This window comes from Stenotrophomonas sp. YJH_SMC_106-19 (assembly GCF_059368375.1).
The window spans coordinates 20,130-44,966 of the sequence record NZ_JCAFRQ010000004.1; the positions used below are offsets into that span (position 1 = coordinate 20,130).

General features: G+C 67.8%; 26 protein-coding genes. 15 read left to right on the top strand and 11 right to left on the bottom strand.

Translation table 11 applies throughout. From position 1 onward, the window contains the following. The first annotated feature begins 87 nt into the window (after nucleotides 1–87). The 10 genes from mdcA (at nucleotide 88) to AC5P5M_RS12710 (ending at nucleotide 9,410) form a co-directional block, all read left to right on the top strand. Complete coding sequence (mdcA, locus tag AC5P5M_RS12665) at nucleotides 88–1,731, top strand: malonate decarboxylase subunit alpha (RefSeq protein ID WP_495205986.1); 1,644 nt, start codon at nucleotides 88–90, stop codon at nucleotides 1,729–1,731. Nucleotides 1,732–1,741: 10 nt separating this feature from the next. Continuing rightward, nucleotides 1,742–2,062, top strand: a complete 321-nt coding sequence (gene mdcC / locus AC5P5M_RS12670) for a malonate decarboxylase acyl carrier protein (protein WP_495205987.1) — start codon at nucleotides 1,742–1,744, stop codon at nucleotides 2,060–2,062. Beyond that, nucleotides 2,059–2,967 (top strand): biotin-independent malonate decarboxylase subunit beta, encoded by a 909-nt coding sequence (locus tag AC5P5M_RS12675; RefSeq protein ID WP_283218923.1) that lies wholly within the window; start codon nucleotides 2,059–2,061, stop codon nucleotides 2,965–2,967. The genes mdcC and AC5P5M_RS12675 overlap by 4 nt, the downstream gene beginning before the upstream one ends. Further along, entirely contained in the window at nucleotides 2,964–3,674 is a 711-nt protein-coding gene (gene mdcE / locus AC5P5M_RS12680; protein WP_053516205.1) for a biotin-independent malonate decarboxylase subunit gamma, read from the top strand. The genes AC5P5M_RS12675 and mdcE overlap by 4 nt, the downstream gene beginning before the upstream one ends. Further along, nucleotides 3,667–4,308, top strand: coding sequence for a malonate decarboxylase holo-[acyl-carrier-protein] synthase (gene mdcG / locus AC5P5M_RS12685; RefSeq protein ID WP_495205988.1), 642 nt, complete (start codon nucleotides 3,667–3,669; stop codon nucleotides 4,306–4,308). Before mdcE ends, mdcG begins: the two co-directional genes overlap by 8 nt. Beyond that, complete coding sequence (mdcB, locus tag AC5P5M_RS12690; RefSeq protein WP_495205989.1) at nucleotides 4,305–5,162, top strand: triphosphoribosyl-dephospho-CoA synthase MdcB; 858 nt, start codon at nucleotides 4,305–4,307, stop codon at nucleotides 5,160–5,162. The genes mdcG and mdcB overlap by 4 nt, the downstream gene beginning before the upstream one ends. Further along, a complete protein-coding gene (gene mdcH, locus AC5P5M_RS12695) occupies nucleotides 5,159–6,079 on the top strand; it encodes a malonate decarboxylase subunit epsilon (protein ID WP_065182382.1) in 921 nt (306 codons plus the stop codon). The genes mdcB and mdcH overlap by 4 nt, the downstream gene beginning before the upstream one ends. Before the next feature lie 106 nt (nucleotides 6,080–6,185). Then, nucleotides 6,186–7,541, top strand: a complete 1,356-nt coding sequence (locus AC5P5M_RS12700) for an SLC13 family permease (RefSeq protein WP_053516216.1) — start codon at nucleotides 6,186–6,188, stop codon at nucleotides 7,539–7,541. Between the two features lie 59 nt (nucleotides 7,542–7,600). Continuing rightward, a complete protein-coding gene (locus AC5P5M_RS12705; RefSeq protein WP_065174583.1) occupies nucleotides 7,601–8,320 on the top strand; it encodes a GntR family transcriptional regulator in 720 nt (239 codons plus the stop codon). A 142-nt stretch (nucleotides 8,321–8,462) separates the two neighbouring features. Beyond that, entirely contained in the window at nucleotides 8,463–9,410 is a 948-nt protein-coding gene (locus tag AC5P5M_RS12710; RefSeq protein WP_065174581.1) for a nucleoside hydrolase, read from the top strand. Nucleotides 9,411–9,414: 4 nt separating this feature from the next. Here the strand turns inward: AC5P5M_RS12710 and AC5P5M_RS12715 are convergent, their stop codons facing one another. The 10 genes from AC5P5M_RS12715 to AC5P5M_RS12760 form a co-directional block, all read right to left on the bottom strand. Then, nucleotides 9,415–10,695 (bottom strand): MFS transporter, encoded by a 1,281-nt coding sequence (locus AC5P5M_RS12715; RefSeq protein ID WP_065182383.1) that lies wholly within the window; start codon nucleotides 10,693–10,695, stop codon nucleotides 9,415–9,417. A gap of 115 nt (nucleotides 10,696–10,810) precedes the next feature. Continuing rightward, a complete protein-coding gene (locus AC5P5M_RS12720; protein ID WP_065182384.1) occupies nucleotides 10,811–11,938 on the bottom strand; it encodes a metallophosphoesterase in 1,128 nt (375 codons plus the stop codon). A 111-nt stretch (nucleotides 11,939–12,049) separates the two neighbouring features. Continuing rightward, entirely contained in the window at nucleotides 12,050–13,588 is a 1,539-nt protein-coding gene (locus AC5P5M_RS12725) for a TerC family protein (protein ID WP_495205990.1), read from the bottom strand. A 44-nt stretch (nucleotides 13,589–13,632) separates the two neighbouring features. Continuing rightward, complete coding sequence (locus AC5P5M_RS12730) at nucleotides 13,633–13,857, bottom strand: helix-turn-helix domain-containing protein (RefSeq protein ID WP_053516228.1); 225 nt, start codon at nucleotides 13,855–13,857, stop codon at nucleotides 13,633–13,635. A gap of 13 nt (nucleotides 13,858–13,870) precedes the next feature. Beyond that, a complete protein-coding gene (locus tag AC5P5M_RS12735; protein ID WP_065174736.1) occupies nucleotides 13,871–14,338 on the bottom strand; it encodes a DUF2975 domain-containing protein in 468 nt (155 codons plus the stop codon). A 212-nt stretch (nucleotides 14,339–14,550) separates the two neighbouring features. Next, nucleotides 14,551–15,057 (bottom strand): GNAT family N-acetyltransferase, encoded by a 507-nt coding sequence (locus AC5P5M_RS12740; protein WP_065174575.1) that lies wholly within the window; start codon nucleotides 15,055–15,057, stop codon nucleotides 14,551–14,553. A gap of 8 nt (nucleotides 15,058–15,065) precedes the next feature. Further along, complete coding sequence (locus AC5P5M_RS12745) at nucleotides 15,066–15,188, bottom strand: hypothetical protein (RefSeq protein ID WP_495205991.1); 123 nt, start codon at nucleotides 15,186–15,188, stop codon at nucleotides 15,066–15,068. 127 nt (nucleotides 15,189–15,315) lie between these two features. Next, nucleotides 15,316–17,046: a GGDEF domain-containing protein gene (locus AC5P5M_RS12750; RefSeq protein WP_495205992.1), complete on the bottom strand. Its 1,731-nt coding sequence runs from the start codon at nucleotides 17,044–17,046 to the stop codon at nucleotides 15,316–15,318. 101 nt (nucleotides 17,047–17,147) lie between these two features. Next, nucleotides 17,148–18,173 carry an AI-2E family transporter gene (locus tag AC5P5M_RS12755; RefSeq protein WP_053516238.1) on the bottom strand — a complete coding sequence of 342 codons (1,026 nt, stop codon included), beginning with the start codon at nucleotides 18,171–18,173 and terminating at the stop codon, nucleotides 17,148–17,150. A 142-nt stretch (nucleotides 18,174–18,315) separates the two neighbouring features. Next, on the bottom strand, nucleotides 18,316–19,323 hold the full coding sequence (locus tag AC5P5M_RS12760; RefSeq protein ID WP_495205993.1) for a LacI family DNA-binding transcriptional regulator: 1,008 nt from the start codon (nucleotides 19,321–19,323) through the stop codon (nucleotides 18,316–18,318). 95 nt (nucleotides 19,324–19,418) lie between these two features. On the opposite strand from AC5P5M_RS12760, the gene AC5P5M_RS12765 reads away from it, so the two are divergent. Genes AC5P5M_RS12765 through AC5P5M_RS12785 form a run of 5 tightly spaced genes read left to right on the top strand, consistent with a single transcriptional unit; the run spans nucleotide 19,419 to nucleotide 24,054 of the window. Then, nucleotides 19,419–20,471, top strand: a complete 1,053-nt coding sequence (locus AC5P5M_RS12765) for a sugar phosphate isomerase/epimerase family protein (RefSeq protein WP_065174573.1) — start codon at nucleotides 19,419–19,421, stop codon at nucleotides 20,469–20,471. A 27-nt stretch (nucleotides 20,472–20,498) separates the two neighbouring features. Continuing rightward, nucleotides 20,499–21,716 (top strand): nucleoside permease, encoded by a 1,218-nt coding sequence (locus AC5P5M_RS12770; protein ID WP_111186025.1) that lies wholly within the window; start codon nucleotides 20,499–20,501, stop codon nucleotides 21,714–21,716. Between the two features lie 12 nt (nucleotides 21,717–21,728). After that, complete coding sequence (locus tag AC5P5M_RS12775) at nucleotides 21,729–22,853, top strand: Gfo/Idh/MocA family protein (protein WP_111186024.1); 1,125 nt, start codon at nucleotides 21,729–21,731, stop codon at nucleotides 22,851–22,853. A gap of 19 nt (nucleotides 22,854–22,872) precedes the next feature. Further along, nucleotides 22,873–23,739 (top strand): sugar phosphate isomerase/epimerase family protein, encoded by an 867-nt coding sequence (locus AC5P5M_RS12780; RefSeq protein ID WP_065182392.1) that lies wholly within the window; start codon nucleotides 22,873–22,875, stop codon nucleotides 23,737–23,739. 18 nt (nucleotides 23,740–23,757) lie between these two features. After that, nucleotides 23,758–24,054, top strand: a complete 297-nt coding sequence (locus tag AC5P5M_RS12785; protein ID WP_053516691.1) for a c-type cytochrome — start codon at nucleotides 23,758–23,760, stop codon at nucleotides 24,052–24,054. 13 nt (nucleotides 24,055–24,067) lie between these two features. Here the strand turns inward: AC5P5M_RS12785 and AC5P5M_RS12790 are convergent, their stop codons facing one another. Beyond that, nucleotides 24,068–24,811, bottom strand: coding sequence for a 3-keto-disaccharide hydrolase (locus tag AC5P5M_RS12790; protein ID WP_346475722.1), 744 nt, complete (start codon nucleotides 24,809–24,811; stop codon nucleotides 24,068–24,070). Between the last annotated feature and the right edge of the window lie 26 nt (nucleotides 24,812–24,837).

A 24,837-nucleotide genomic window follows, 5' to 3' on the forward strand; every position in this document is an offset into this window, starting at 1 on the left:
GCGGGCCCTTCTTTTTGCTGCGCTGCAGGTTGCGCCGCCTTCCGTAATTATGGCGTAATTATCTCAACGCCAATCGGAAGCCGGTCGATGAACCCGAGCTGGGACACGCTGGAACGCAGCCGCCAGGCACGTCTGCAGCGGGCTGCGCCCTGGAGCAGAGGCCGCGCAGTGGCCGCCGACGATGTGGGCGAGCTGCTGCACGCCCTGCTTGAACCCGGCGACAAGGTCTGCCTCGAGGGCAACAACCAGAAGCAGGCCGACTTCCTGGCCGAATGCCTTGCCGGGCTGGACCCCGCCCGCGTGCATGATCTGCACATGGTGCAGTCGGTGCTGTCGCTGCCCTCGCATCTGGACGTGTTCGAGCGGGGCATTGCCTCGAAGCTGGACTTTTCCTTCTCAGGCCCGCAATCGGTGCGACTGGCCAACCTGGTGGCCGAAGGGCGGATCCAGATCGGGGCCATCCACACCTACCTGGAACTGTTCGGCCGCTACTTCATCGACCTCACGCCGCGCGTGGCACTGGTCGCAGCGCAGGCCGCCGACCGCGACGGCAACCTCTACACCGGGCCGAACACCGAAGACACGCCGGTGATCGTCGAGGCGACCGCCTTCCGTGGCGGCATCGTCATCGCCCAGGTCAACGAGATCGTCGACACCCTCCCCCGCGTCGATATCCCCGCCGACTGGGTCAACTTCGTCGTGCAGGCACCGCGCCCGAACCACATCGAACCCCTGTTCACCCGCGACCCGGCACAGATCTCCGAGATCCAGGTGCTGATGGCGATGATGGCGATCAAGGGCATTTACGCCGAATACGGTGTGAACCGGCTCAATCACGGCATCGGCTTCGACACGGCCGCGATCGAACTGCTGCTGCCGACCTATGCCGAATCGCTGGGCCTGAAGGGCAAGATCTGCCAGCACTGGGCGCTCAATCCGCATCCGGCGCTGATTCCCGCGATCGAGTCGGGTTTCGTGAAGTCCGTGCACTCGTTCGGTTCGGAACTGGGCATGGAGAAGTACATCGCCGCGCGCGGTGATGTGTTCTTCACCGGCGCCGATGGCTCGATGCGCTCCAACCGCGCGTTCTCGCAGACCGCCGGCCTGTATGCGTGCGACATGTTCATCGGCTCGACGCTGCAGGTCGACCTGCAGGGCAACAGCTCCACCGCCACCCGCGACCGCATCGCCGGCTTCGGTGGCGCGCCGAACATGGGCTCGGATGCGCGCGGGCGCCGTCATGCCAGCGACGCCTGGATCAAGGCCGGCCAGCAGGCCGCACACCCGGGCGAGATGCCACGCGGGCGCAAGCTGGTGGTACAGATGGTGGAGACCTTCCGCGAACACATGGCACCCGCGTTCGTTGACCGCCTCGATGCGTGGGCGCTGGCCGAACGCGCTGGCATGCCACTGCCACCGGTGATGATCTACGGCGATGACGTGAGCCATGTGCTGACCGAGGAAGGCATCGCCAACCTGCTGCTGTGCCGCACCGCGGAGGAGCGCGAACAGGCGATCCGCGGCGTGGCCGGTTACACCACGGTCGGTCTGGGCCGAGATCGCGCGATGGTGGAGAACCTGCGCGACCGGGGCGTGATCCGGCGACCGGAAGATCTTGGCATTTCGGTGCGCGACGCCAGTCGTGACCTGCTGGCCGCGCGCTCGGTGAAAGACCTGGTGCGCTGGTCCGGCGGTCTCTACGACCCGCCCAAGCGCTTCCGCAACTGGTAAGGGGCACGCGATGGAAACCCTCGACTATCGATTCGACGGAAGAACCCCGGTGCGGTTCCCGCACGACGCAGTGCTGGTGGGCGTGCTGGCGTCCGGCAATCTGGAAGTCCTGCTGGAACCTGCCGCGCAGGACGGCGCAATGACCGTACATGTCGTCACCGCCGCGCAGGGCTTCGGCACCATCTGGCAGGCGGTCATCGGTGATTTCGCCCGGCGGCATCCGCTGCGCGACGTGCTCGTATCGATCAACGATGCCGGTGCGACCCCAGCGGTGGTCAGCCTGCGCCTGGACCAGGCGGTGGAGACACTGCTCGCCGGAGAACCGCGATGAATCCGATGCCACGACGCAGCTACCACGAGGCCGATGCCCGTGCCCGTATCGCCGGGCTGGTCGATGCCGGATCGTTCACCGAGTATCTCGGGCCGGCCCGGCGCGCCATGAGCCCGCACCTGGCACAGCTGGACCAACCCGCCGCGTTCGACGATGGCATCGTGGTCGGTGCGGCCTCGCTGCGTGGCAGGCGCGTGCTGATTGCTGCACAGCAGGGCGAATTCATGGGGGGCGGTGTCGGCGAAGTACATGGCGCCAAGCTGACCGGCCTGCTGCGCCGGGCCGCGCAACACAGGCCCGACGGTGTGCTGCTGCTGCTCGACACCGGCGGCGTGCGCCTGCATGAAGCCAATGCGGGCCTGATCGCCATCTCCGAGATCATGCGCGCGACCCTGGACGCGCGCGCCACCGGCGTGCCGGTGGTGGCCCTCATCGGCAGCGGCAACGGCGCCTTCGGCGGCATGGGCATCGTCGCCCGCTGCTGCACCACGGTGATCATGTCCGAGGAAGGGCGACTGTCGCTGTCCGGGCCGGAAGTGATCGAGACCGTGCGCGGCGTAGAGGAGTTCGACTCGCGTGACCGTGCCCTCGTATGGCGGGTGACAGGCGGCAAGCACCGCTACCTCATCGACCAGGCGCAGGTTCTGGTTCCCGATGCCATCGATGCATTCGCCCAGGCCGCATTCGAGGCGCTGCAGCCAGACGCCGCCAGCGCAGACGCCGATGCCGCGCTGGCCGCGCTGCAGCAGCGACATGCCGCCCTGCAGGCCCGGGCAGAGGCCTGGGGGGACTGCCGCGATGGTCTGGAGATCTGGGCACGCCAGGGAATCGATCATCCCGAGCGCCTGCCGCTGCTGGACACCGACGCGTTCCTCGCTGCCACCGCCCACAGGAAACTGCCATGACCGCGCCGCTGCAGCCCCTGCTTGACGCGCTGTTCCCGCGCGGCCACGACGTAACCGTGCACGATTCCGTGCTGACGGGAAGCGCCAGTACCGAAGATGGCGAGGTCACGGTCATCGGCACCACTGACAAGCTGGAAGTCGGTGTCGATCATGCGCTGGCACTGGCGGCAACAGTACTCGCCAGCACCGCCGCACATCCGCAGCGACCGATCGTGATGCTGGTGGATACCGCAGGCCAACGCCTTTCGCGCCGCGACGAACTGCTCGGCATCAACGGTTACTTCGCCCACCTCGCGCAATGCCTGGACGTCGCGCGGCGACGCGGCGCACGGCTGGTGACCCTGGTCCATGGCGAGTCGGTCAGCGGTGGCTTCCTCTCGTTCGGCCTGATGGCGGACACCATTCATGCGCTGCCGGATGCCCAGGTTCGGGTGATGGATCTGCGGGCGATGGCTCGCGTAACCAAGCAACCGCTGGAAAAGCTGCAGGCGCTGAGCCTGACTTCGCCGGTGTTCGCACCCGGGGTGGAAAACTACGTGGCGATGGGTGCGGTACGGTCGCTGTGGTCGGGCGAGCTGGCGCAGGCCTTGCTGGATGCCCTGCGCGCGCCGGCCGACGGCGACCACCGTGCCGCACTGGGTGCCGAACGGGGGGGCCGCCTGCAGGCGGCTGCCGTCGCGGGCGCGGTGGCCAACGGCGATGCCTGAGCGTCTGGCCCGCCACACGCTGGTCTGGTTGTCGGCCCACGCCGACTGGCGGGCCGATGTGGCTGCGCAGGAACCGCGGCTCGCCGCATGGTTCGCGCAGGGATTGCCCGCAATGGTCGCGCGACGCGCGGCAGACGACCCCGATTCCCGCCTGCGGCTGGGTGTGCCGTTGCCACCGGGCGAAGGCAAACAGCGGCTTGCACTGCGGGTGCCGCTGGAGGATGTACAGCGTCGGCAGGCGCCGCCGGCACTGAGCGACATCCTCGCGGCAGGCGTATGCCCCGCCTGGCAGGCACCGTTGCACGCTCTCGCCACGCTCGCGCCGGCCCGTGTGTTCGGCGCATTCGCCTGGCAGCACGTTACTGGCCTGCCCTATGTGCATGACCGTTCCGATATCGACCTGCTCTGGGAGGTCCCGGATGCGGCACGGGCCGATGCGCTGGTGACACGGCTGCGGGCGTGGGAAGCGCAGCATCCGCAGCGGGTCGACGGCGAGCTGTGCCTGGCCCGTGGCGCTGCGGTGAACTGGCGCGAGTACGCCGGCAGCAGCCGTCAACTGCTGGTCAAATGCCTTGACGGCGCAGCCCTGGAAGCACGCCACCGTCTATTCGAGGGCAGCGGGGTGGCCGCATGAACCCCGTCGCGCCGCGCCTTGCCGGCCGCAGCACCGCGCCCGACAGTGCACGCCTAGGCCGCATGGCGATCGCCGCGCTGCATGCCGAGCTGGCCTGTGCGCCCAAGCCCGGCCTGGTCACGCCGTTCGACAGCGGCAGCCATGACGACATGGATGCCGGTACGTTCCTGCGCAGCCTGTTTGCCCTGCGCCACTATTTCACTGCGGTTGCCCGCGATGGCGCCGCCGAAGCGCCGTTCCATCGGCTGCGCGACCACGGCCTGGCCGCCGAAGCGGCGATGCTGCGCGCCACCGGCGGCGTCAACACCCACCGCGGAGCGATCTTCAGCCTGGGCTTGCTGGTGGCAGCGTCAGCCTCGTGCCGCACGCGTCTGGGCCGAGCCGCGACAGGTGAACAGGTATGCCAGGCGGTCTGCCAATGGGCGGACGCCTTCGCCACCTCGCCCCTGGATGTGAACAGTCCGGGGCAGCGCGCGCGCGCCCGTCACGGCGTGCCCGGCGTACGCGAGCAGGCGGCCGCTGGATATCCCCTGCTGCGTGGGCTGGCCCTGCCGGCACTGCGCCATGCGCTGGGCGCAGGGCTGCCACGCGAAGCTGCACTGGCCCATACCCTGATGCATCTGGTCGCAGAGGTCGAGGATCTGAACCTGCTGCATCGGGGCGGTGTTGCCGGACTGCGCTGGGCCCAGCAGCAGGCACGCGGATTCCTCGACGCCGGCGGTGCCTTTGCCGCCGGCTGGCAACCCCGCCTGCAGGACATCGGCGATGCCTTCGTCGCACGCCGGCTCAGCCCGGGTGGCAGCGCCGATCTGCTGGCCTGCAGCGTCTTCCTGCTGTTGCAGGAGCAGGCGTGATGCTGGCCCTGCTCTGTCCGGGACAAGGTGCCCAGCATGCTGCGATGTTCGATCACGTGCGCGGCAACAACGCCGCGCATGGCGTGCTGCTCGCCGCCAGCGAGGTGCTGCAGCGCGACGTGTTCACCGCTGCTGCGGCCGAGGACCGGTTCGACAATGCGCAGGCACAACCGCTGCTGTGCGCGGCCAGTCTGGCGCAGTGGCACGCCCTGCGCGATGCATTGCCGGTGCCGACCGTGGTGGCCGGCTACAGCATCGGCGAACTGGCGGCGCATGCCATTGCCGGCACCTTCGACGCTGGCAGCTGCCTGGCCCTGTCGGCACAGCGCGCGCATCTGATGGACGGTGCCAGCGCGGCAGGCGCCGGCATGCTGGCGGTGCTGGGCCTGGATCGTACGACGTTGCAAGCGCTGTGCGATGCGCAGGGCACCCACATCGCCATCGTCAACGGCGAGGATCACTTCATTGTGGGAGGCATCCGGCACACCCTGCAGCCGCTGGCCGATGCGGCGCACGCGCTCGGTGCGCAGGTGCGTCCGTTGCCGGTCCACGTCGCTGCCCACACGCCCCTGCTGGCGGCTGCGGTGGCGCCCTTCGCCGCCGCGCTGGAGCGCTCGGGCATGCGGGCACCCCGCCTGCCGCTGCTGGCGGGCGTCGATGCACGGCCCGTGCGCGATGCCGCAACGGCGGTGCACAGCCTGTCGGCACAGCTGGCACAGACCATCGAGTGGGCACAGGTGATGCGGCAGGCCTTCGAGCGCGGCGCGCGGGTGTTCCTGCAGCTGGGCCCGGGCAATGCGCTCGCACGCATGGTCGCGCCGTCCTATCCCTGCTGCGAGTTCCGCGCGGTGGAAGAGTTTCAGAGCCTGCATGGCGCTGCGGCATGGGTCCGCAGTGCGCTGCAGCGCCTGCAGTAACGGGTTCGAGCAGTACGTATCACGCAACACTGCAGTACGTCGCCTTACCCCGGGGATGGCGGGTCTCCATCCGCGCTGTACGTGAGCCACGTGTCTGGGAGGGCGCATGAGTCCACAAATCGCAACGATCATCGGTCTGGTGATCATGTTCATCGTCGCCACCGCACTGCCGATCAACATGGGCGCAGTGGCCTTCGCACTGGCCTTCATCATCGGTGGTGTCTGGGTCGGCATGGGTGGCAAGGAAGTCCTCGCCGGCTTTCCCGGCGATCTGTTCCTGACCCTGGTCGGCATCACCTACCTGTTCGCCATCGCACAGAAGAACGGCACCATCGACCTGCTGGTGCACTGGGCGGTACGCGCGGTGCGCGGCCACATCGTGGCCATTCCGTGGGTGATGTTCGTGGTCACCGCGGTGCTGACCGCCTTCGGCGCCCTCGGCCCGGCAGCGGTGGCGATCATCGGTCCGGTCGCGCTGCGCTTCGCCAAGCAGTACAACATCAACCCGTTGATGATGGGCCTGCTGGTCATCCACGGTGCGCAGGCCGGCGGCTTCTCGCCGATCAGCGTGTACGGCAGCATCACCAATGGCGTGGTGCAGAAGGCCGGGCTGGAGGTCACCGAGATGGCGGTCTTCCTGACCAGCCTCGGCTTCAACTTCATGATGGCGATCATCTGCTTCCTCGCCTTCGGCGGCATCGCGCTGATGCGACGTGGCTCGATCACCGCGGGCGGTGCGGAACTGGCAATGGCCGGTGGTCCGCAGGCGTCGTCGCGGCAGTTCGCCATCGAAGGCCATGGCGCGCTGGTGGCGGCCGGCGGCGGCACCCTGAGCAACGATCCGGCGGCGCTGGATGCAGTGGGTCTGACCCGGGAGCGGTTGTTCACCCTGGTCGGCCTGCTCGGCCTGGGCGTGGCGGCACTGATCTACAACCTCAACGTCGGCCTGGTGTCGATCACCGTCGCAGTGGCGCTGGCACTGCTCTCGCCGCAGAGCCAGAAGGGTGCGGTGGATGGCATCAGCTGGTCGACCGTGCTGTTGATCTGTGGCGTGGTGACCTATATCGGCGTGCTGGAGCATGCGGGCGCGGTCGACTTCATCGGCAACGGCGTCTCCAACATCGGCATTCCGCTGCTGGGCGCTCTGCTGGTGTGCTACGTCGGCGGTATCGTCTCCGCATTCGCATCGTCCGCGGCGGTGCTCGGCGCAACGATTCCACTGGCGGTGCCGTTCCTGATGCAGGGGCACCTGGGTGCAGCCGGCGTGATCTGCGCACTGGCGGTGTCGTCCACCATCGTCGATGTCAGTCCCTTCTCCACCAACGGTGCACTGGTCGTGGCATCGGCGGCGAAGGAAGAACGCGAGACGCTGTTCCGCCGCTTCCTGGTCTACAGCGGCCTGGTGGTGGCATTGGGGCCGCTGCTGGCCTGGCTGGTGTTCGTGGTGCCGGGCTGGATGTAGGCGATGACCGGTAGTGCCGGCTGACGGCCGGCACTACCGCCAGCGGGTACACTCTGCCAATGGCCATCGCCCCTGCTCCACGGTCCCCGAAGAAGCGCGCCCCTCTGTACGAGGAGGTCGCCGAACATGTGCGTGAGCGCATCTATGACTATCGCCTGCCCCCCGGCGAATGGATCGATGAGCCTGCGCTGTGCAGTGAACTGGGCATCAGCCGCACCCCGCTGCGCGAGGCGTTGAAGCTGCTGGCAGCCGAAGGCCTGGTGCAGATCGACGCCGGGCGCGGCAGCCGGGTAACCCGGCTGACGCTGGAGGACCTCAACCAGCTGTTCCCGGTGATGGCCATGCTGGAGGGCCGCTGCGCGCATGAGGCGGTCAGGCATATCGATGATGCGGGCGTGGCCCAGCTGGAATCCCTGCATGCCGCGATGGAAGCGGCGGCGGCTGACGGCAACATCGCCGAGTATTACCGCAACAACTACCTCATCCACGAAACCGTGCAGCACTATGCCGGCAATCCGTGGCTGATCCGCATCACCCACGACCTGCACCGCATCCTGAAGATGCATCGCGGCCGGCAGCTGCTGACGCCCGGACGCACTGCGCAGTCGCTGGCCGAGCACCGCGAGCTGATGGAGTGCTTCCGTCGCCGTGATGCCGACGCGGCGGAGCGCACGATGGAGCGGCACCTGCTCAGCCAGGGCCAGGCACTGGCCGCCTACGTGGCGGCCGGGGGCCTGCTGAACGTACCGGCGCCGCTGCCGACCGAAGGCGGCGCCTGAGCGAGCTGTCGCCTCGCCGAGCGTGGCCCGCCGCCCCGCCAATGGCCCTGCCTGTCATGAAGATGGGACAATGTAGCGCGCGCCGGCCTGCCTCCTGGCCGCCGGGGCCCCCCGCACCACACGGAAGAAGAAGAACAACAACATGCTGAAAGTCATTTTCGATACCGACCCGGGCGTCGACGACGCCCTGGCCCTGCTGTACCTGCACAAGCATCCGCAGATCGACCTGATCGGCGTTACCACCACCTTCGGCAACGCCTCGGTGGAGTCCACCACCCACAACGCGCTGTACCTGAAGCAGGCCTGGGCGCTGACTGCGCCGGTCGCGCGTGGCGCCGCGGGCCCACTGCAGCCCGATGCCACTCCGGAAGCCTGGCCGGTGCACATCCACGGCCACAATGGCCTGGGCAATCACCCGGTGCCCGCCCAGCTGGACGTGACCGCCGACGCTCGTCCTGCGCACCAGCTGATCATCGATCTGGTGCGGGCCCATCCAGGCGAGGTCACGCTGGTCGCGGTCGGCCGCATGACCAACCTGGCCCTGGCCCTGCAGCAGGCACCGGAGATCGCCGGCCTGGTGCGTGGCGTGGTCATCATGGGGGGCGCCTTCCACGTCAACGGCAACATCACCCCGGCCGCCGAGGCCAATATCTGGGGCGATGCGGAAGCCGCCGACGTGGTGTTCACCGCACAGTGGCCGGTCACCGCGATCGGCCTGGACGTGACCACCCGCGTCGAGATGGACCGTGACGGCCTGGACAAACTGGCTGCGGTCGGGGGTGCCGATGCCGAACTGGTGCGTGCGCTGTCGCAGGATTACGTGGACTTCTACCTGCAGGCCGGCCACAAGGGCATGGTCGTGCACGATTGCTGCGCCTGCATCGCGCTCACCCGCCCGGAGCTGTTCCGCTTCGAGCGCGCAAGCGTGCGCGTGGCCACCGACGGCGTCGCCCGTGGCATGACCATTCCCAAGCCTGAAGGCCTGGCATTCGGCCCCAGCGTATGGGACGGCCACGTGGTGCAGTCGATTGCCATTGGCGTGGATGCCGCCGCCGTGCTGGCCGACATCGAGCAGACGCTGAAGGTGTGACCGGCTAGGATCCGCCCTGCTTGCCAGGGCGGGTCTTCCGCGTCGATGCCGTTTCCGGCAGCGTCCACAGCACCGGCAACACCAGCAATGCGACCAGCGCGATCATCGCGCCCGGTGCCGCCGCCCAGCCGCTGCGCTCCACCCACCACTGCGCCAGCCACGGTGTCGCACCGCCGAAGACCGCCGTGGCCATGGTCACGCCCAGTGCCAGCCCGCTTACCCGGCCCTCGCCCGGAAACTGCTCGGCCGTGGCCGGTGCCGCGACCGCGCTCACGCCACCGGCCACGCAGGCCAGCAGCACCGCAGCAACGGCGATACCCAACGGCGTGGTATGCGCCATCCAGCCGAACAACGACAGCGGCAGCAACGCCGCCAGTACCGTCAGGCCCAACAGCAGCGGGCGCCGGCCGAAGCGATCGGACAACGCACCGCACAAGGGAGTGATGGCGATCACGGCCACCGCCGCGATCGTCGACAGCCACAGGGCATCGCCCTCGTCGTGCCCCTGTGCGTGCAGGAACGCGGGCACATAGGTGATGCCGACGTAGTAGGTGATCGAGCCCAGCGCGGAAATGGCGAAGGTGCGCGCTACCGCCTGCGGATGGTGGCGCAGCACGTGGCGCAGCGGCGTGGCAGGAATGCTGCCCTCGCGACGCTGCCGCTCGAACTCCGGCGATTCATGCATGCCCGAACGCGCGATCAGGATGACCAGCGCCAGTGCAGCACCGACGAAGAACGGAATGCGCCATCCCCAGCTGTCCAGTTGTACCTGCGGCAGCAGCGCGACCGTCAGTGCGGAGATCGCCACCGCCAGCAGCGCGCCCACTTCGCTGGCCGCCGAGGCCAACGAGGTCACCAATCCACGCCGGCGTGCCGGAGCGCTTTCCAGCAGATAGGCGACTACGCCCGTGTATTCACCGCCCACCGAGAATGCCATCACGCACCGCAGCACCAGCAGCAGCACACCCGCCGTCGTGCCCGCCGTCGCGGCGGTAGGCAGCAGCGCGGTGGCCAGCATGGCTGCAGCCATCAGCGCCATCGAGGCCAGCAGCATCCAGCGCCGCCCCAAGCGGTCACCGAGGTGACCGAAGCACAGCGCGCCGAGTGGGCGCATCAGGTAGGACACGGCAAATCCCGCAAGGGTGACCAGCATCGCCTGTTCGCCGCCGCCGAAAAACACCCGCGACAGCACCGTGGCGAAATAGAGGTACAGGGTGAAGTCGTACCACTCCACCACGGTGGACAGGCCGGCGACCCACATCGAGCGCTGCTGTGTCGCACTCATCGCCTGTTCGCCTTCGCCACCGTCGTTTCCCTGTCTGCGGTCCGTGCGCAGGGTGCCACCACGCGGGTGACGGCACAGTGGACCCGCTGCACGACGGGCGCGGACCGCAGACGGCTCAGGGTGCGCGGCGCAGGGTGATCAGGGTGATCTCTGAGGGCACGCCGATGCGTGCCGGGAAGCCGGCCCACAGTCCCGCACCGTTGCTCACATACAGCGTCATGTCATCGACGCGGTACCGTCCGGAGACGAAACCGCCGTTGGCACGCTTCACCAGCTGGTCCATGCCGAGGATCTGGCCGCCATGGGTATGGCCGGACAGCTGCAGCTTGACCCCGCGTGCGGCCGCGTCCTTCGCATTGCGTGGGCGGTGGTCGAGCAGAATCACCGGGGCGGCCGGATCCGCACCCGCCAGCGCCGCCTCCAGATCGGGCAGCGGCAGGCCATAGCGCGCAGCCACCGGATCGGTAACACCGGCGATCGTCATCGCTGCATCCCCACGCCGCACCTGCACGTGGCTGTTCTCCAGCACCTGCATGTGCAGCGCACGGAACGCCTGCATCCATTCGCTGTACTGGGCGTAGTACTCGTGATTGCCGGTGATGGCGATCACCCCGTCCGGCGCCCTCAGTTCACCCAGGGGCCGGAAGTCATTGCGCCGTGCCTGCACGGTGCCATCGATCAGGTCGCCGGTGATGACGACCAGGTCGGGCGCCAGGGCATTGCTTTCGGCCACGACCTGACGCACCCAGTCGCCGGTCAGCAGGCGGCTGGCGTGGATGTCGGTAAGCTGCAGTACGCGGTAACCCTCGAACGCGGCAGGCAGGCCGGCAATGGCCACCTCGATCTGTCGGGTCTTGGGCACCGCCATGCCCTGGCTCACGCCCCAGGCACTGACCAGCAGAGCCAGCAGGCCTGCGCCCGGGCGCAGCCACGGCGCGCGCAGCGCTGCGGTCACACGGGGCCTGCGCAGAACCCACGCGCCAAGCAGGCCCACGTCCATTACCAGCATCACCAGTGCCAGCAGCAGTACCGCGGTGGAGCCGGTGGCGAGCACGGCGATGGCCAGCTTGGGGATTTCCGGCGAGGCCATCGTGCCCCAGAACGTGGCCACGATCCGCAGCTGGACGGCGATGGCGACCAGCAGCAGGGACAGCAGTACCTTCAACCACACGGGCAGGCGCAGCGGCCAGAACAGGCGAAGGGCCACATACACGCCCATCAGCAAACCAATCGTACTCAGCACTGCGACGTTCCTGGACGAAGACAAGAGCCCGCCATGGTGACGGCTGCGGACAGCGTTGTGTAGAGCCGGGCCATGCCCGGCTGCTCAATTCGCAGTCGAGCACGCTGGACCCTACGGAAGCCCGAGGCGCTCCACCCGCAGGCGGACAATGCGCCGCTTCTCCATGGCCAGTACGGTGATGCGAGCATCCGCTACTTCGACCGCATCGCCCACATCCGGCAGGCGGCCAAGCTGGTCCAGCACCAGGCCGGAGATGGTCATGTAGTCGACACTGCGGGGCAGCGACACGCCGGCCAGCCGTTGCAGGTCATCCAGCGTCAACGCGCCGTCGGCCTCCCATTGACCCTCGTCCAGCGCCACTACGCCGTAACGCTCGTCCTGGGTATCGACCAGATCGCCCGCGATCGCCGCCAGCAGGTCATTGGCGGTCACCAAGCCTTCCACACTGCCGTACTCGTCCACCGCTACCGCCAGCGGTACCGGGTGCAGGCGGATCAGTTCAAGCGCCTGCAACGCGCTGGCGCTGGACAGCACGTACTGCGGCTGGCGCAGGTTGGCTTCCAGCTGCAGCGGCCTGCCCTGCAGCAGGTCGGCCAGCAGGTCGCGGCTCTGCACCACACCACGCAGGCTGTCCAGATCACCCTCGCCCACCAGCAGGCGCGTGTGCGGCGACGCCACCAAGCGCGCCACCACGTCGTCCTGGCCGCGCGCCAGATCGATCCACTGCACGTCGGCGCGCACGGTCATCACACTGGACACAGGCCGGTCAGCCAGGCCCAGCACGCTGCGGATCATCTCGTGCTCGGCCGGCTGCAGGCGTTCCTCCGGATCACCGTGGTCTTCTTCGCTGGCATCGTCGTGGCCATTGGCCGGACGGGCGCCCAGCAGGCGCAGCACGGCATCGGCAGTGCGCTGACGGAACGGCTGGCGACGCTCGTTGCGCTCGCGGTTGAAGCGCACCCACTGGTTGAAGGCTTCCACCAAGATCGAGAACGCGATCGCCGCGTACAGGTAGCCCTTTGGAATCTTGTAACCCAGCCCCTCGGCGACCAGGCTGAAGCCGATCATCAACAGGAAGCCCAGGCACAGCACCACCACCGTGGGATGCTTGTTGACGAAGCGGGTCAGCGGCTTGCTGGCCACCAGCATCAGTGCCATCGCGATGGTCACCGCGGCATACATCACGCCCAGGTTGTCGACCATGCCCACGGCAGTGATCACCGAGTCCAGCGAGAACACGGCGTCCAGCACTACGATCTGTGCCACCACCATGGCAAAACTGGCGTAGACCTTCTTGCCGTCTTCCTGGTGACTGCGGCCCTCCAGCCGCTCATGCAGCTCCATGGTGCCCTTGAACAGCAGGAACAGGCCACCGCCCAGCAGGATCAGGTCACGTCCGGAGAAGCTGTGACCGAACAGCGTGACCAGCGGCTCGGTCAGCTTCATGATCCACGCCAGCGCGGCCAGCAGCACCAGCCGCATCAGCAGCGCCAGCGTCAGGCCGATCACCCGCGCACGGTCGCGCTGGTGCGGCGGCAGTTTGTCGGCAAGGATCGCGATGAACACCAGGTTGTCGATGCCGAGCACGATCTCGAGCACTACCAGGGTTGCAAGTCCCATCCATATCGAGGGGTCAGCCAACCATTCCATTTCGGGTCCGTTTCGTCAGTAGGTCAGGGGGAAAAACAAAAGCTTCAGTCGCCATCGTGCGCCTGCGTCGGGTCGTAGCCGAGCAGGTCGCCGGGTGTGCATTGCAACTCCCGGCAGATGGCATCCAGCGTGGAAAAGCGGATGGCGCGGGCCTTGCCGGTTTTCAGGATGGACAGATTGGCCAGCGTGATGTCGATGCGCCCCGCCAGCTCGGACAGGGTCATGCCACGCGCCTGCAGCATGCGGTCCAACGTGATCACGACGGCCATCAGGTCAGGTCCATCAGATCAGGCCATCCAGGTCGTCGCGCATCGCCGCGCCGACCGCGAACACGCGCGCCAGCACGAACAGCATCAGTACCGCGACCAGACCGGTGATGGACATGCCTCCGCCCACCTCCATCCAGGCGAAATCAGGCCCCATCCAGGCAGCGTAGAGGCCGATCACGATCGACAGCAGTTCCATCGCCAGCATCAACCACGCCATGCGCTGCAGGCGCCGGGCATTGGCATGGGTGAAGGGGCGTTCGCGGGCAGCGGACCTCAGCATCCGCGCGAGGTGTCGGAGGAACACCAGGCACAGCACCAGCAGGGCAACGATGGTGCCCAGGCCGATGCAGAAGTGCAGGAACAGATCGCCTCCGTGGGCGGCGGCAGTGCGTGCATCATGCACGGCATCCAGCAGCCAGCGGCGGTCGTAGGCGACCAGCGGCACGGCCAGCAGTGCGGCCAGGATGCCCAGCCAGCACATGGCCCGCACGGCCTGCACGGCGGTCTGGGCCAGGGTGAACAAGCCTCGCGCGGGTCTGGCGCGGGCGGGACGAGCGGTCAAGCGGCCTCCGGTATTGGGGTGGCCCTGCCGCCCCGGGGTGGATTTATCGATAAACGATATACCACAGGAACCACGCGCCGTGGATGAACAGCGTGCTCCCGGCCCGCAGCAGTCCGCGACGGGCCCTCACCTCAACGCGCGTAGCGGAACACCAGATCGTCAGGATCGACGCGCACCGCGTCCGCATCCAGCACCCCGCCCAGCCGCCGGGCCACGGCCTGCGACGCGAGGTTGTCCGGCGCCATGTAGCTCACCAGCGTCGGCAACTGCAGCGATGTGAACGCCCAGTCGCGCAGGGCGGCCGCGGCCTCGCTGGCGAAGCCCTGCCCTTCGTGGCCGTCGTACAACAGCCAGCCCAGTTCCTTTTCCGGAAACAACGGGCCGTGATTGATGCCGACCTGTCCAATGCAGGCGCCGCTGTCGCTCCGTTCGATCATCAGCGCGCCGTGGCCGAACAAGGGCCAGCTGGCCAGGTCGTGACAGAACTGTCCCCAGGCCGCGACCTCACCAAATGGACCGCCCATGCCGCGCGCACGGGGCGATGCAAGAAAGCTCGCATAGGTGTTGAAATCATCCAGCCGCTGCGGGCGCAGGCGCAACCGTGCGGCATGCAGCGTGGGAATCTCCAGCATCGCCATGGCCGATCTCACTGCACAGCCACACGATCATCACCGCGGCGCCGCAGCGACGGAGGGCGTGGCGCATCGGCGTCGGTGTGCGCCAGCACGGATGCCGGCTGCGCGCTGGCCAAGGCGGGATCGACGGACATGGCGGGCTCCTGCAGTGTCAGGCTGCAAGTCTAGGCCGCGCCCTGTGCGATGCAGATGAAGTGCGGCGCAAGGCGGCATGCTGCCCCTCCTGTACCGCCATGACCGGCGTCGCCAGCGCCGTGGCACTCAGCGTGCACCGGCAATCCCTACCCGATCGCGTCCCTGTGCCTTGGCCCGATACATGGCGGCATCGGCAGCACGCAGCAGGAAACGCCAGCCCAGTGCATCCGTGCTGCCTTCGGCCACGCCGAAACTGGCAGTGACGCGCAGCACGTTGCCATTGCCCAGCACGATATCCGACTGCTGCAGTGCGACGCGCAGCGATTCGGCCAACCGGCCACCCGCGCCGAGATCCCCATCCGCCAGCAGCACAAGGAACTCCTCGCCACCGTAGCGGGCGATGCTGTCGGTGTGCCGCAGGTACCTGCGCAGCAGCTGCGCAACCTGCACCAGTACCTCGTCGCCTGCGGCGTGGCCATGGCCGTCGTTGATTGCCTTGAAATGATCGACGTCGAGCAGGATCACCACCGCCATGCCGTTGCCTGCGGCGTGCCGCTGCTGCACGTGTTCGTCCAGCGCGCGCCGATTGAGCAACCCGGTCAGCGCATCGGTGCCGGCCAGCTGGCGCAGTTCGCTGGTCAGTGCGGAACGCTCACGTGAGGTCTCGCGCAGCACTTCAATCGCGTCGAACAGCCGCTGCATCTCTGCCAATGGATGAGTGACGTGCTGCGCGGGGCCCGGCGCGTCGGACGCGATCTGCACCACCTGTTCCTGTGCCTGCAGCAGCGGCCTGAGGATCTGCCGGTGGGCGATGCGCAGGGCCACGCCCAGCACCGCCAGCGTGCCCAGCGCGGTGGCCCACAACACGGCCAGCCGTGTCGCCTCACGATTCCGTGCCTGTTCGAAGCGACCGATGGACATGCTCAGGTAGCCGTCGCGCAGCGCCTCCAGTGACTGCAGCGTCGGAACGTACCGCGCAGTGACTTCTGCGGTGCTCCACGGCGGAGGCCGTCCACGGCGACCGTCCTCGATCAGCTGTTCGATCATCGGCAGCGACTCGGCGAAGAACTGTCGGCGTGCCATGTCCCAGTGCCAGGAAAGCTCAGGATCACTGCGGAACACCGACTCGTGGCTGGCTGCCAGCCGCCACAGCTCGAGCAGGCGGCCCTCGGTCTGCTGCGCCGCGCGTACCTGCCGGACGCGCCAGGCCCCGGGAACCGCCACCGGTGCCATCACATTCGACGCCAGTCGGCCGCCATGCTCGCGCAGGTCCATCAGGATCTGGCCCTGGATCGCCGGAATCGCCGCTTCGCGGCCGGTGGCCACCAGCACGTTGATCTGCGCCGAACCCAGGCGATGCAGGCGATCGGTCACCATGAACATGCTGTTGATCGCATGCTCCACGTCGTCGACCGTCCGCGCGTCTACCGGCTTGGCCACGACCCGGTCCACCGCCGCGCGCGCCTGGCGGAGCTGATGCTGGGCCTCGAACAGGGTGCGGCGCTCGTCAGGCAGGGAGGGCCCGGACAGGATCACGGCATCCATCTGCGTCATCGCCACATCGACCCGCTTTCGCGCCTGTGCCAGCCCCGCCGCGAGCCGCGCGCGTTCGCCGGCATCGGCGCAATCGCTGCCGAGCAGGCTGTTGGCTGGCCCGCGCTCGGCGGAGGCCAGATTGGCCAGATCAAAGGTCTGCCGCAACCGGCGCAGACTGCGGAGGTTGTCCTCCGCATCGGTGTAGCGCAGCGTGCCCTGGACCAGGGCGATGGCCATCAAGGGCAGCGTGCACACCACGAACAGCCCGGCCAGGATCCAGACCCAGGTCCGCAACCCGATCGGCGACACCTTGCGGGCCATTCACCATTCCCCTGAAGTGCGGACCACTGTAGCTGCCGGCTGGCGGCACCCACAAGCGTCCAACGTGGCGCTGCAGTGGCGCCCGCTGGCACCGGCAACTGTCAGATCCAGCGCTGGTCCACCAGTTCCCGTTTCACATAGGCATAGAACACCGGCGCAGCGACCAGCCCCGGCAGGCCGAAGGCGGCTTCCATCACCAGCATCGACAGCAGCAGTTCCCACGCACGGGCCTGGATCTCGCCACCGACGATGCGGGCATTGAGGAAGTACTCGAGTTTGTGGATCACCACCAGGTACAGCAGCGCCACCACCGCCACGTAGAACGATACCGACAGGGCAACGATGGTGATGACGGTATTGGAGATGATGTTGCCCACCACGGGCAGCAGGCCGGCGATGAACGTGATCAGTACCAGCGTCTTCGACAGCGGCAGGTGCACGCCGAACAGCGGCAGCACCCCCAGCAGGAAAATCGCGGTGAACACGGTATTGAGCAGGGAGATCTTCACCTGCGCGAACACCACCTGGCGGAATGCGGTCGCCAGGCGGCCGGTACGGCCGATCAGTTCCTGCGCCAGCGGCCCCATCGTCGGCAACGGAAGCTCGTCGTACAACGCGATCATCGCCCCGAGCACCATGCCGATCAGCACGCGCACGCCGATCTGCACCGCCGATGTGCCGGCGACGCCCAGCTGCCGCTGGTGCTCTGCCGCCCACTCGTTCAATGCCGCACGCAGTGCCGGCATGTCCTCGGGAATATAGGGCTGCAGCAGTGCCGGCACCTGGTGACGCGAGGTGTTGAGGATGTCCATCAGGCGCGCCAGCAGCGCATCCGGCCCGCCGGTTTCGGTGCGGAAGAAGGACGCCACGCCGATGCCGGCCAGCACGAGCACGCCGATGATGACGGCCGAAAGCACGATCACCGCGATCGCACGCGCGCGCCCGGGCGGCAGGCGCCCCTCCACTGTCGACGCCAGCAGGTGGGTCAACTGGAACACCAGCAGGCCCGACAGCAGCGTCACCACCAGGCCCAGCTTCAGTACCAGCCACATCCCCAGCAGCATCAATGACCAGGCCGCGATCCTTGCAACGGGGGGCCGGGGCTGGGCAACGAGGGCGTCTTGCATGGCATGAGTCCGGGCGGGGTGGCCCATGGTAGTGGAACGCTCCGGACACCGAAATGAATGGAGTTGGGGCCAGCGCTTCTGATCACAGGCAATGAAACATCCCCGGCAGGCGCAGGCCTGCCGGGGTTCCTGCCTGCTGCCTTCACCTGTGCCCGGGCGACGCTGTCGAGCCACGCAGCATCAGACTGAAGTCCAGCGTCTGCTGAAGCGGGACATCGACACCTTCGATGATGGCGAGCAGCAGTTTGACTGCGCGGTCGCCGATCTCCCGCATGGGCTGCCGGATGGTCGTCAACGGCGGCGTGAGGTAACGCGACGACGCCAGGTCATCGAAACCGACGATGGACAGCTCCTCGGGCACGCGGACGCCCAGTTCCCGGCAGGCCGCCAGGGTTCCCAGTGCCATCTGGTCACTGAAGCAGAAGATCGCGGTCGGCGCCGATGCGGCGGCCAGCAGTGCCGTCGCCGCCGCATGGCCGGATTCGACGGAGAAGTCACCCGGCACAACACTCAACTGGCGCAGTCGGCCGCGCGCCCTGCCCGCCGCCCGTGCCCCTTCCAGCCGCTGCTGGTGCAGGGGGTTGTCGGGGGGCCCGCCCACCACGGCGATCCGCTCATGTCCCAGTCCGTACAGGTGCTCCATCACCGCACGCGCGGCGGCAGCGTTGTCGATGTGGACACTGGGGAGGCCCAGCCCGGGGTCGAATTCACAGCCGTTGACCACCGGCGCGGCGGCGCCCTGCTGCTCGACGATCGCGCGCGCGGTAGGCGGCAGGCGATGGCCCAGCACGATCAGGCCATCGGCCTCGTTGCGACGGAGCATCTGCGCATAGCGCTCCTCGCGGTCGGGTCGATGCTGAGTGTCGCCCAGCAGGACGGCGTAGCCGACGGCCTGGGCCGCGTCTTCGGCACCCTGCAGGATCTGTGCGAAGAACGGGTTGGCAATGTCCGGCACGGTCACCAGGATCTTGCCGCTGCGCTGCGTCTTCAGCGTGCGGGCGACCGTATTGGGCACATAGCCCAGCGCGGCGGCGGCCTGTTCGATGCGCGTGCGCGTCGCCGGCAGCACCTTGTCCGGCCGGGACAGCGCCCGCGACACCGTACCGGCGGAGACGCCGACGTGCTTGGCGATGTCGTAGATGGTGGCCATGGCGTCAGTTCTTGTTTCCGCTGTGCAGTGCACAACAGGGTTTGCGGGAGACCCTGCTAGGGTAATGCAATCGATTGCATCGCGGGCGAACCACGTTGAAGACGCTCAAGGGTCCGGCGCTGTTCCTGGCGCAGTTCATCAGCGAAACACCTCCTTTTGATCGGCTGGACACGCTGGCCGGCTGGGCCGCGGGCCTGGGCTATTGTGGCGTACAAGTGCCGACGAACGCGCCGCATCTGTTCGATCTGGCCGAGGCCGCGCGCAGCCAGGCGTACTGCGACGACATCAGCGGCATGCTGGCCGACCATGGCCTGCAGATCACCGAGCTGTCTACCCATCTGCAGGGACAGCTGGTCGCCGTCCACCCCGCCTACGACAGCCTGTTCGACGGCTTCGCGCCGGTGGACAAGCGCGGCAACCCCGCCGCGCGCCAAGCGTGGGCGGTGGAACAGTTGAAGCTGGCCGCCCGCGCCAGCCAACGCCTGGGATTGACCGCGCATGCCACGTTCTCCGGCGCGCTGGCCTGGCCCTACTTCTATCCCTGGCCGCAACGCCCACCGGGACTGGTGGAAGAAGCCTTCGCCGAACTCGGCCGGCGCTGGCGTCCCATCCTGGAGGCGTTCGACGCCAGCGGCGTGGACCTGTGCTTCGAGATCCACCCGGGTGAGGATCTGCACGACGGTGCCACCTTCGAGCGCTTCCTCGATGTGGTGGACCACCACCCACGCGCGAAGATGCTGTACGACCCCAGCCACCTGCTGCTGCAGCAGATCGACTACCTGGGCTTCATCGACCGGTATCACGATCGCATTGGCATCTTCCACGTCAAGGACGCGGAATTCCGGCCCAGCGCGCGCAGCGGCGTCTATGGCGGTTACCAGGACTGGATCGACCGGCCGGGGCGCTTCCGCTCGCTCGGCGACGGCCAGATCGACTTCAAGGCGATCTTCTCCCGGTTCGCGCAGTACGATTTCCCGGGCTGGGCGGTCGTGGAGTGGGAGTGCTGCCTGAAGCACCCGGAGGACGGCGCACGCGAGGGAGCCGCCTTCGTCCGTGACCACATCATCCGCGTGACCGAACATGCCTTCGACGACTTCGCCGGCAGCGGCACGCCGCCGGAATCACTGCGCCGCATGCTGGGACTCTGAGCCACTACCGCCCCGGGAGGGCAAGCCATGACGCACGCCATGTCGCGCTTGGGCGCGATGATGTTCCTGCAGTTCTTCATCTGGGGCGCGTGGTTCGTGACCCTGGGGACGTATCTGGTGCAGGGCCCGCTGCAGGCCAGCGCCAGCCAGGTGGCCACCGCCTTCCTCAGCCAGTCCATCGGTGCCATCGTCGCCCCGTTCCTGGTCGGCCTGATAGCCGATCGCTACTTTGCGGCGCAGCGCATTCTCGGGGTGCTGCACCTGGCCGGTGCGGTGCTGATGTGGTTCGCATCCACGGCGACGGACTTCAACACGTTCTTCGCTTGTGTCATGGGTTACATGCTGCTTTTCATGCCGACGCTGGCCCTGGCCAACAGCGTGGCGATGCGCCATATGCAGTCGCCTGAGAAGCAGTTCCCGCTGGTGCGCGTGGCCGGCAGTGTCGGCTGGATCGTGGCCGGCGTGCTGATCGGCTGGCTGGGCTGGGAGCAGGCGCATCGGCTCGAACTGACCTTCCGCATGGCGGCGATGGCGTCGCTGGCCCTGGGTCTGTATGCCTTTACCCTGCCGCACACACCGCCGCTGGCCAGGCAGCGCGATGCGGGACTGGGGCAGATCCTGGGCCTGGACTCGCTGCGGCTGCTGAAGTCGCGCTCCTACCTGGTGTTCTTCCTCGCCTCCATCGCCATCTGCATTCCGTTGGCGTTCTACTACAACTTCACCAATCCGTATCTCAACGACCTGGGCGTGCGCGGCGCGGCCGGCCTGCAGTCGCTGGGCCAGGTCTCGGAAGTGCTGCTGATGCTGGCCATGCCGTTCCTGTTCCTCCGCCTGGGGGTCAAGACGATGCTGGCGGTGGGCATGGCCGCGTGGGTGGTGCGCTATGTCATGTTCGCCTTCGGCGATGCGGGCGGTGCGTTCTCCCTGCTGGTGATCGGCATCGTGCTGCACGGCATCTGCTACGACTTCTTCTTCGTCACCGGCCAGATCTATACCGACGCACACGCCGGCCCCGACGCGCGCAGCAGCGCGCAGGGCTTCATCACCCTGGCGACGTACGGCGTAGGCATGCTGATCGGCACGTTCCTGTCCGGTGCGGTGGTGGAGCACTTCACCACGGCGGCGGGTCCGGACTGGCAGCAGATCTGGCTGTTCCCGGCCGGCGTCGCACTGGTGGTGCTGATCGCCTTCCTGCTGCTGTTCCGCGACCGCCCCGCTGTCGCGGCCGCTCCCACCGCACCCTGAGGAACCCATCGGATGTCCAAGCTTGGAATCGCCATCGTCGGCACGGGCATGATCGGTGCGGTGCATCGCCGCGCGGCACTGCTGGCCGGGGCCGAGGTCCGCGGCGTGGCGGCCTCTTCCCCGCAGCGCGCGCAGGAGGTGGCGCAGGCGTGGAACGTCGCGCATGCCTACCGCGATATCGAGGAGGTGGTCAGCGATCCGCAGGTGCAGGTCGTGCATGTGTGCACGCCCAACCATCTGCACCGCGCCATGGCGCAGGCCGCGCTGGAAGCCGGCAAGCACGTGATCTGCGAGAAGCCACTGGCCACCACCCTGGACGACGCCCAGGCATTGGCCGCGTTGGCCGCCAGGACCGGTCTGGTCGCTACGGTCCCCTTCGTCTACCGCTATCACCCGGTGGTCCGCGAGGCACGCGCACGCATCGCGCAGGGCGAGCTGGGGCCACTGCACCTGATCCACGGCAGCTACCTGCAGGACTGGCTGCTGGATCCGGCCAGCAACAACTGGCGTGTCGACCCCTCGCTGGGCGGCACCTCGCGCGTGTTCGCCGATATCGGCTCGCACTGGTGCGACCTTGTGGAATGGGTCAGCGGCGAACGCTTCGCCGAGGTCAGTGCCGCGTTCGCCACCGTCATCGCCGAGCGCGGCGCGGTCACCGGGCAGAGCTTCACCACGCCGGCCGCCGGCGGCACGACGCAGGCTGTTTCCAGCGAGGATGTGGCCACGGCGATGTTGCGCACGAGTGCGGGTACGCTCGCCTCGTTGACGGTCAGCCAGGTTTCGGCCGGACGCCACAACCGGCTGTGGTTCGAGATTGACGGCGCCAGGGCCAGCGTGGCCTTCAACCAGGAAGATGCCGAGCGGCTGTGGATCGGCCGGCCCGACCAGCGCGAGGATAGCTTCGTGCGCGGGCCCGGTGCCGGCAGCGCCGAACAACGCAGATTGTCGGTCTTGCCGGCCGGACACGCGCAGGGCTACGGCAACTGCTTCGAGGCGTTTGTCGCCGACACCTACCGTGCCATTGCGGGCGAGCAGCCGGAGGGCCTGCCCACCTTCGATGACGGCCTGCGCTCGGCGCGGATCGTCACACGCGTCATCGCATCCGCCAGGTCACGTGCCTGGACGGCCATCGATTGAATTCCCGGAGGACTGCCTGATGAACATCCGTATCCGCAGGACCGCAAGCCTTGCACTGCTGCTGCTCGTTGCCCTGCCCGCCTTCGCGCGCGATGCCACCGACCTGCACACGCCCATCGCGGTGCAGATGTACACGTTGCGCAATGCCGGCTCGCTCGACCAGCAGCTGAAGATCGTCCACGACGCCGGCGTGCGCGCCGTGGAAACAGTCGGTACGCAGAATGTCAGCGCTGCCGAACTCAAGCAGCTGCTCGACAAGTATTCGATCAAGGCGATTTCCTCGCACACGCAGCTGGCCGATCTGCGCAGTGACCTGGATGGCGTGGTCGCCTTCAACCGGGCCATCGGCAACACCACGCTGGTAGTGCCCTATCTGGCCGAGAAAGACCGCCCCACCGACGCTGCCGGCTGGACGGCGCTGGGCAAGGAACTGGGCCAGCTATCGAAGCAGGCCCGTGCCAAGGGCATGCGCCTGGCCTATCACAACCACGACTTTGAGCTGGTCGACTTCAATGGCACGACCGGACTGGAACTGCTGTTCGCCGCGGCCGGCCCCGATCTGCAGACCGAACTGGACCTGGCCTGGGTCGCACGCGCCGGCCATGACCCGGTGGTGATGCTGGGCCGATTCAAAGGCCGCCTGTTCGCGGTGCACGCCAAGGACAATGCCCCGAAGGGCCAGGCTGAGGATGAAGGCGGCTTCGCCGCCGTGGGCCAGGGCGTCCTGGACTGGAAGGCGATCCTGCCCGCCGCCGCCACGGCCGGCGTGCAGTGGTACATCCTCGAGCACGACCAGCCCCGCGATCCAGCCACCGTCATCCGCACCGGTGCGGACTATCTGCGTGAACACCTGACTGCCCGCGTGCCTGCCGGTGCACAGCGCTAGCCCGCGAAGGAGCCCAGCTTGAAAACGATTCTGAAAGTGACTGTCGCGCTGTGCGGCACCCTGCTGGCCGCTGCGGCGTGGTGCAAGGAAGACCCTGCCGCCGGAGCGCAGCTCTACGCAACGCACTGCGTGGCCTGCCACGGTGCGGAGCGCGCCGGCGTGCCGCCGACGTTCCCTGCGCTCACCGACGTCAGCAAGCGGCTTCAGCCCGCGCAGATCAAGGACAAGATCAAGCAGGGCGGCGGCTTGATGCCACCCTTCCCGCAGCTGTCGCAGCAGGAGATCGACAACATCGCCAGCTACCTGGCGAAGTAGGCAGGAGGGTGCGCTACAGCTCGCGCACCCAGATGTTGCGGTAGCTCACCCTGGCGTCGTGCTCCTGCAGGTACAGCGGCGCACAGGCATGCGGCGCGTAGGAAGGCGCGCCGATGTACTCGGTCTTGCCCGCGAGCACCGTGTCGTCCTGCACCAGCACACCGTTGTGCAGCACGGTGATGCGGGCCGGCGAGGTGAGCCCGCCGCCAGCCGAGAAACGCGGGGCCTTCCAGATGATGTCGTAGGCCTGCCACTCGCCGGGCGCACGCGAGGCATTCACCAACGGAATGGCCTGCTTGTACATCGATCCGGCCTGGCCGTTGGCATACGTCGGGTTGTTGTAGCTGTCGAGCACCTGCAGTTCGTACACCTCCTGCAGGAAGATGCCACTGTTGCCGCGGTGCTGGCCGTCGAATCCGGCGGTCGCGGTGGGCGTGCGCCACTCGACATGCAGCTGGACATCGCAGAAGCGCTGCCTGGTGCGGATGCCCTTGCTGCCGGGCACCACGGTCAGCGCGCCATCAGCAACGGTCCAGGGCACGGGTCCGCCCTGCTCCGACTCCCAGCGCGACAGATCCTTGCCATCGAACAGCACGATCGCATCGGAGGGCGCGCGGCCCGGTGGCGTCGCCACGACCGCGGGAACCGGCGTCCACACTTCGGTCTTCGCCGGATCGCGCGCAGGGTCGCCGGCGTCCTGCGCGAACACGGGTGCGGTGCCCAGCAGGCAGGCCACTGTCAGGAGAGGTCGGTTCATCGTGCTTCCGGATCAAGGTGGAGGGT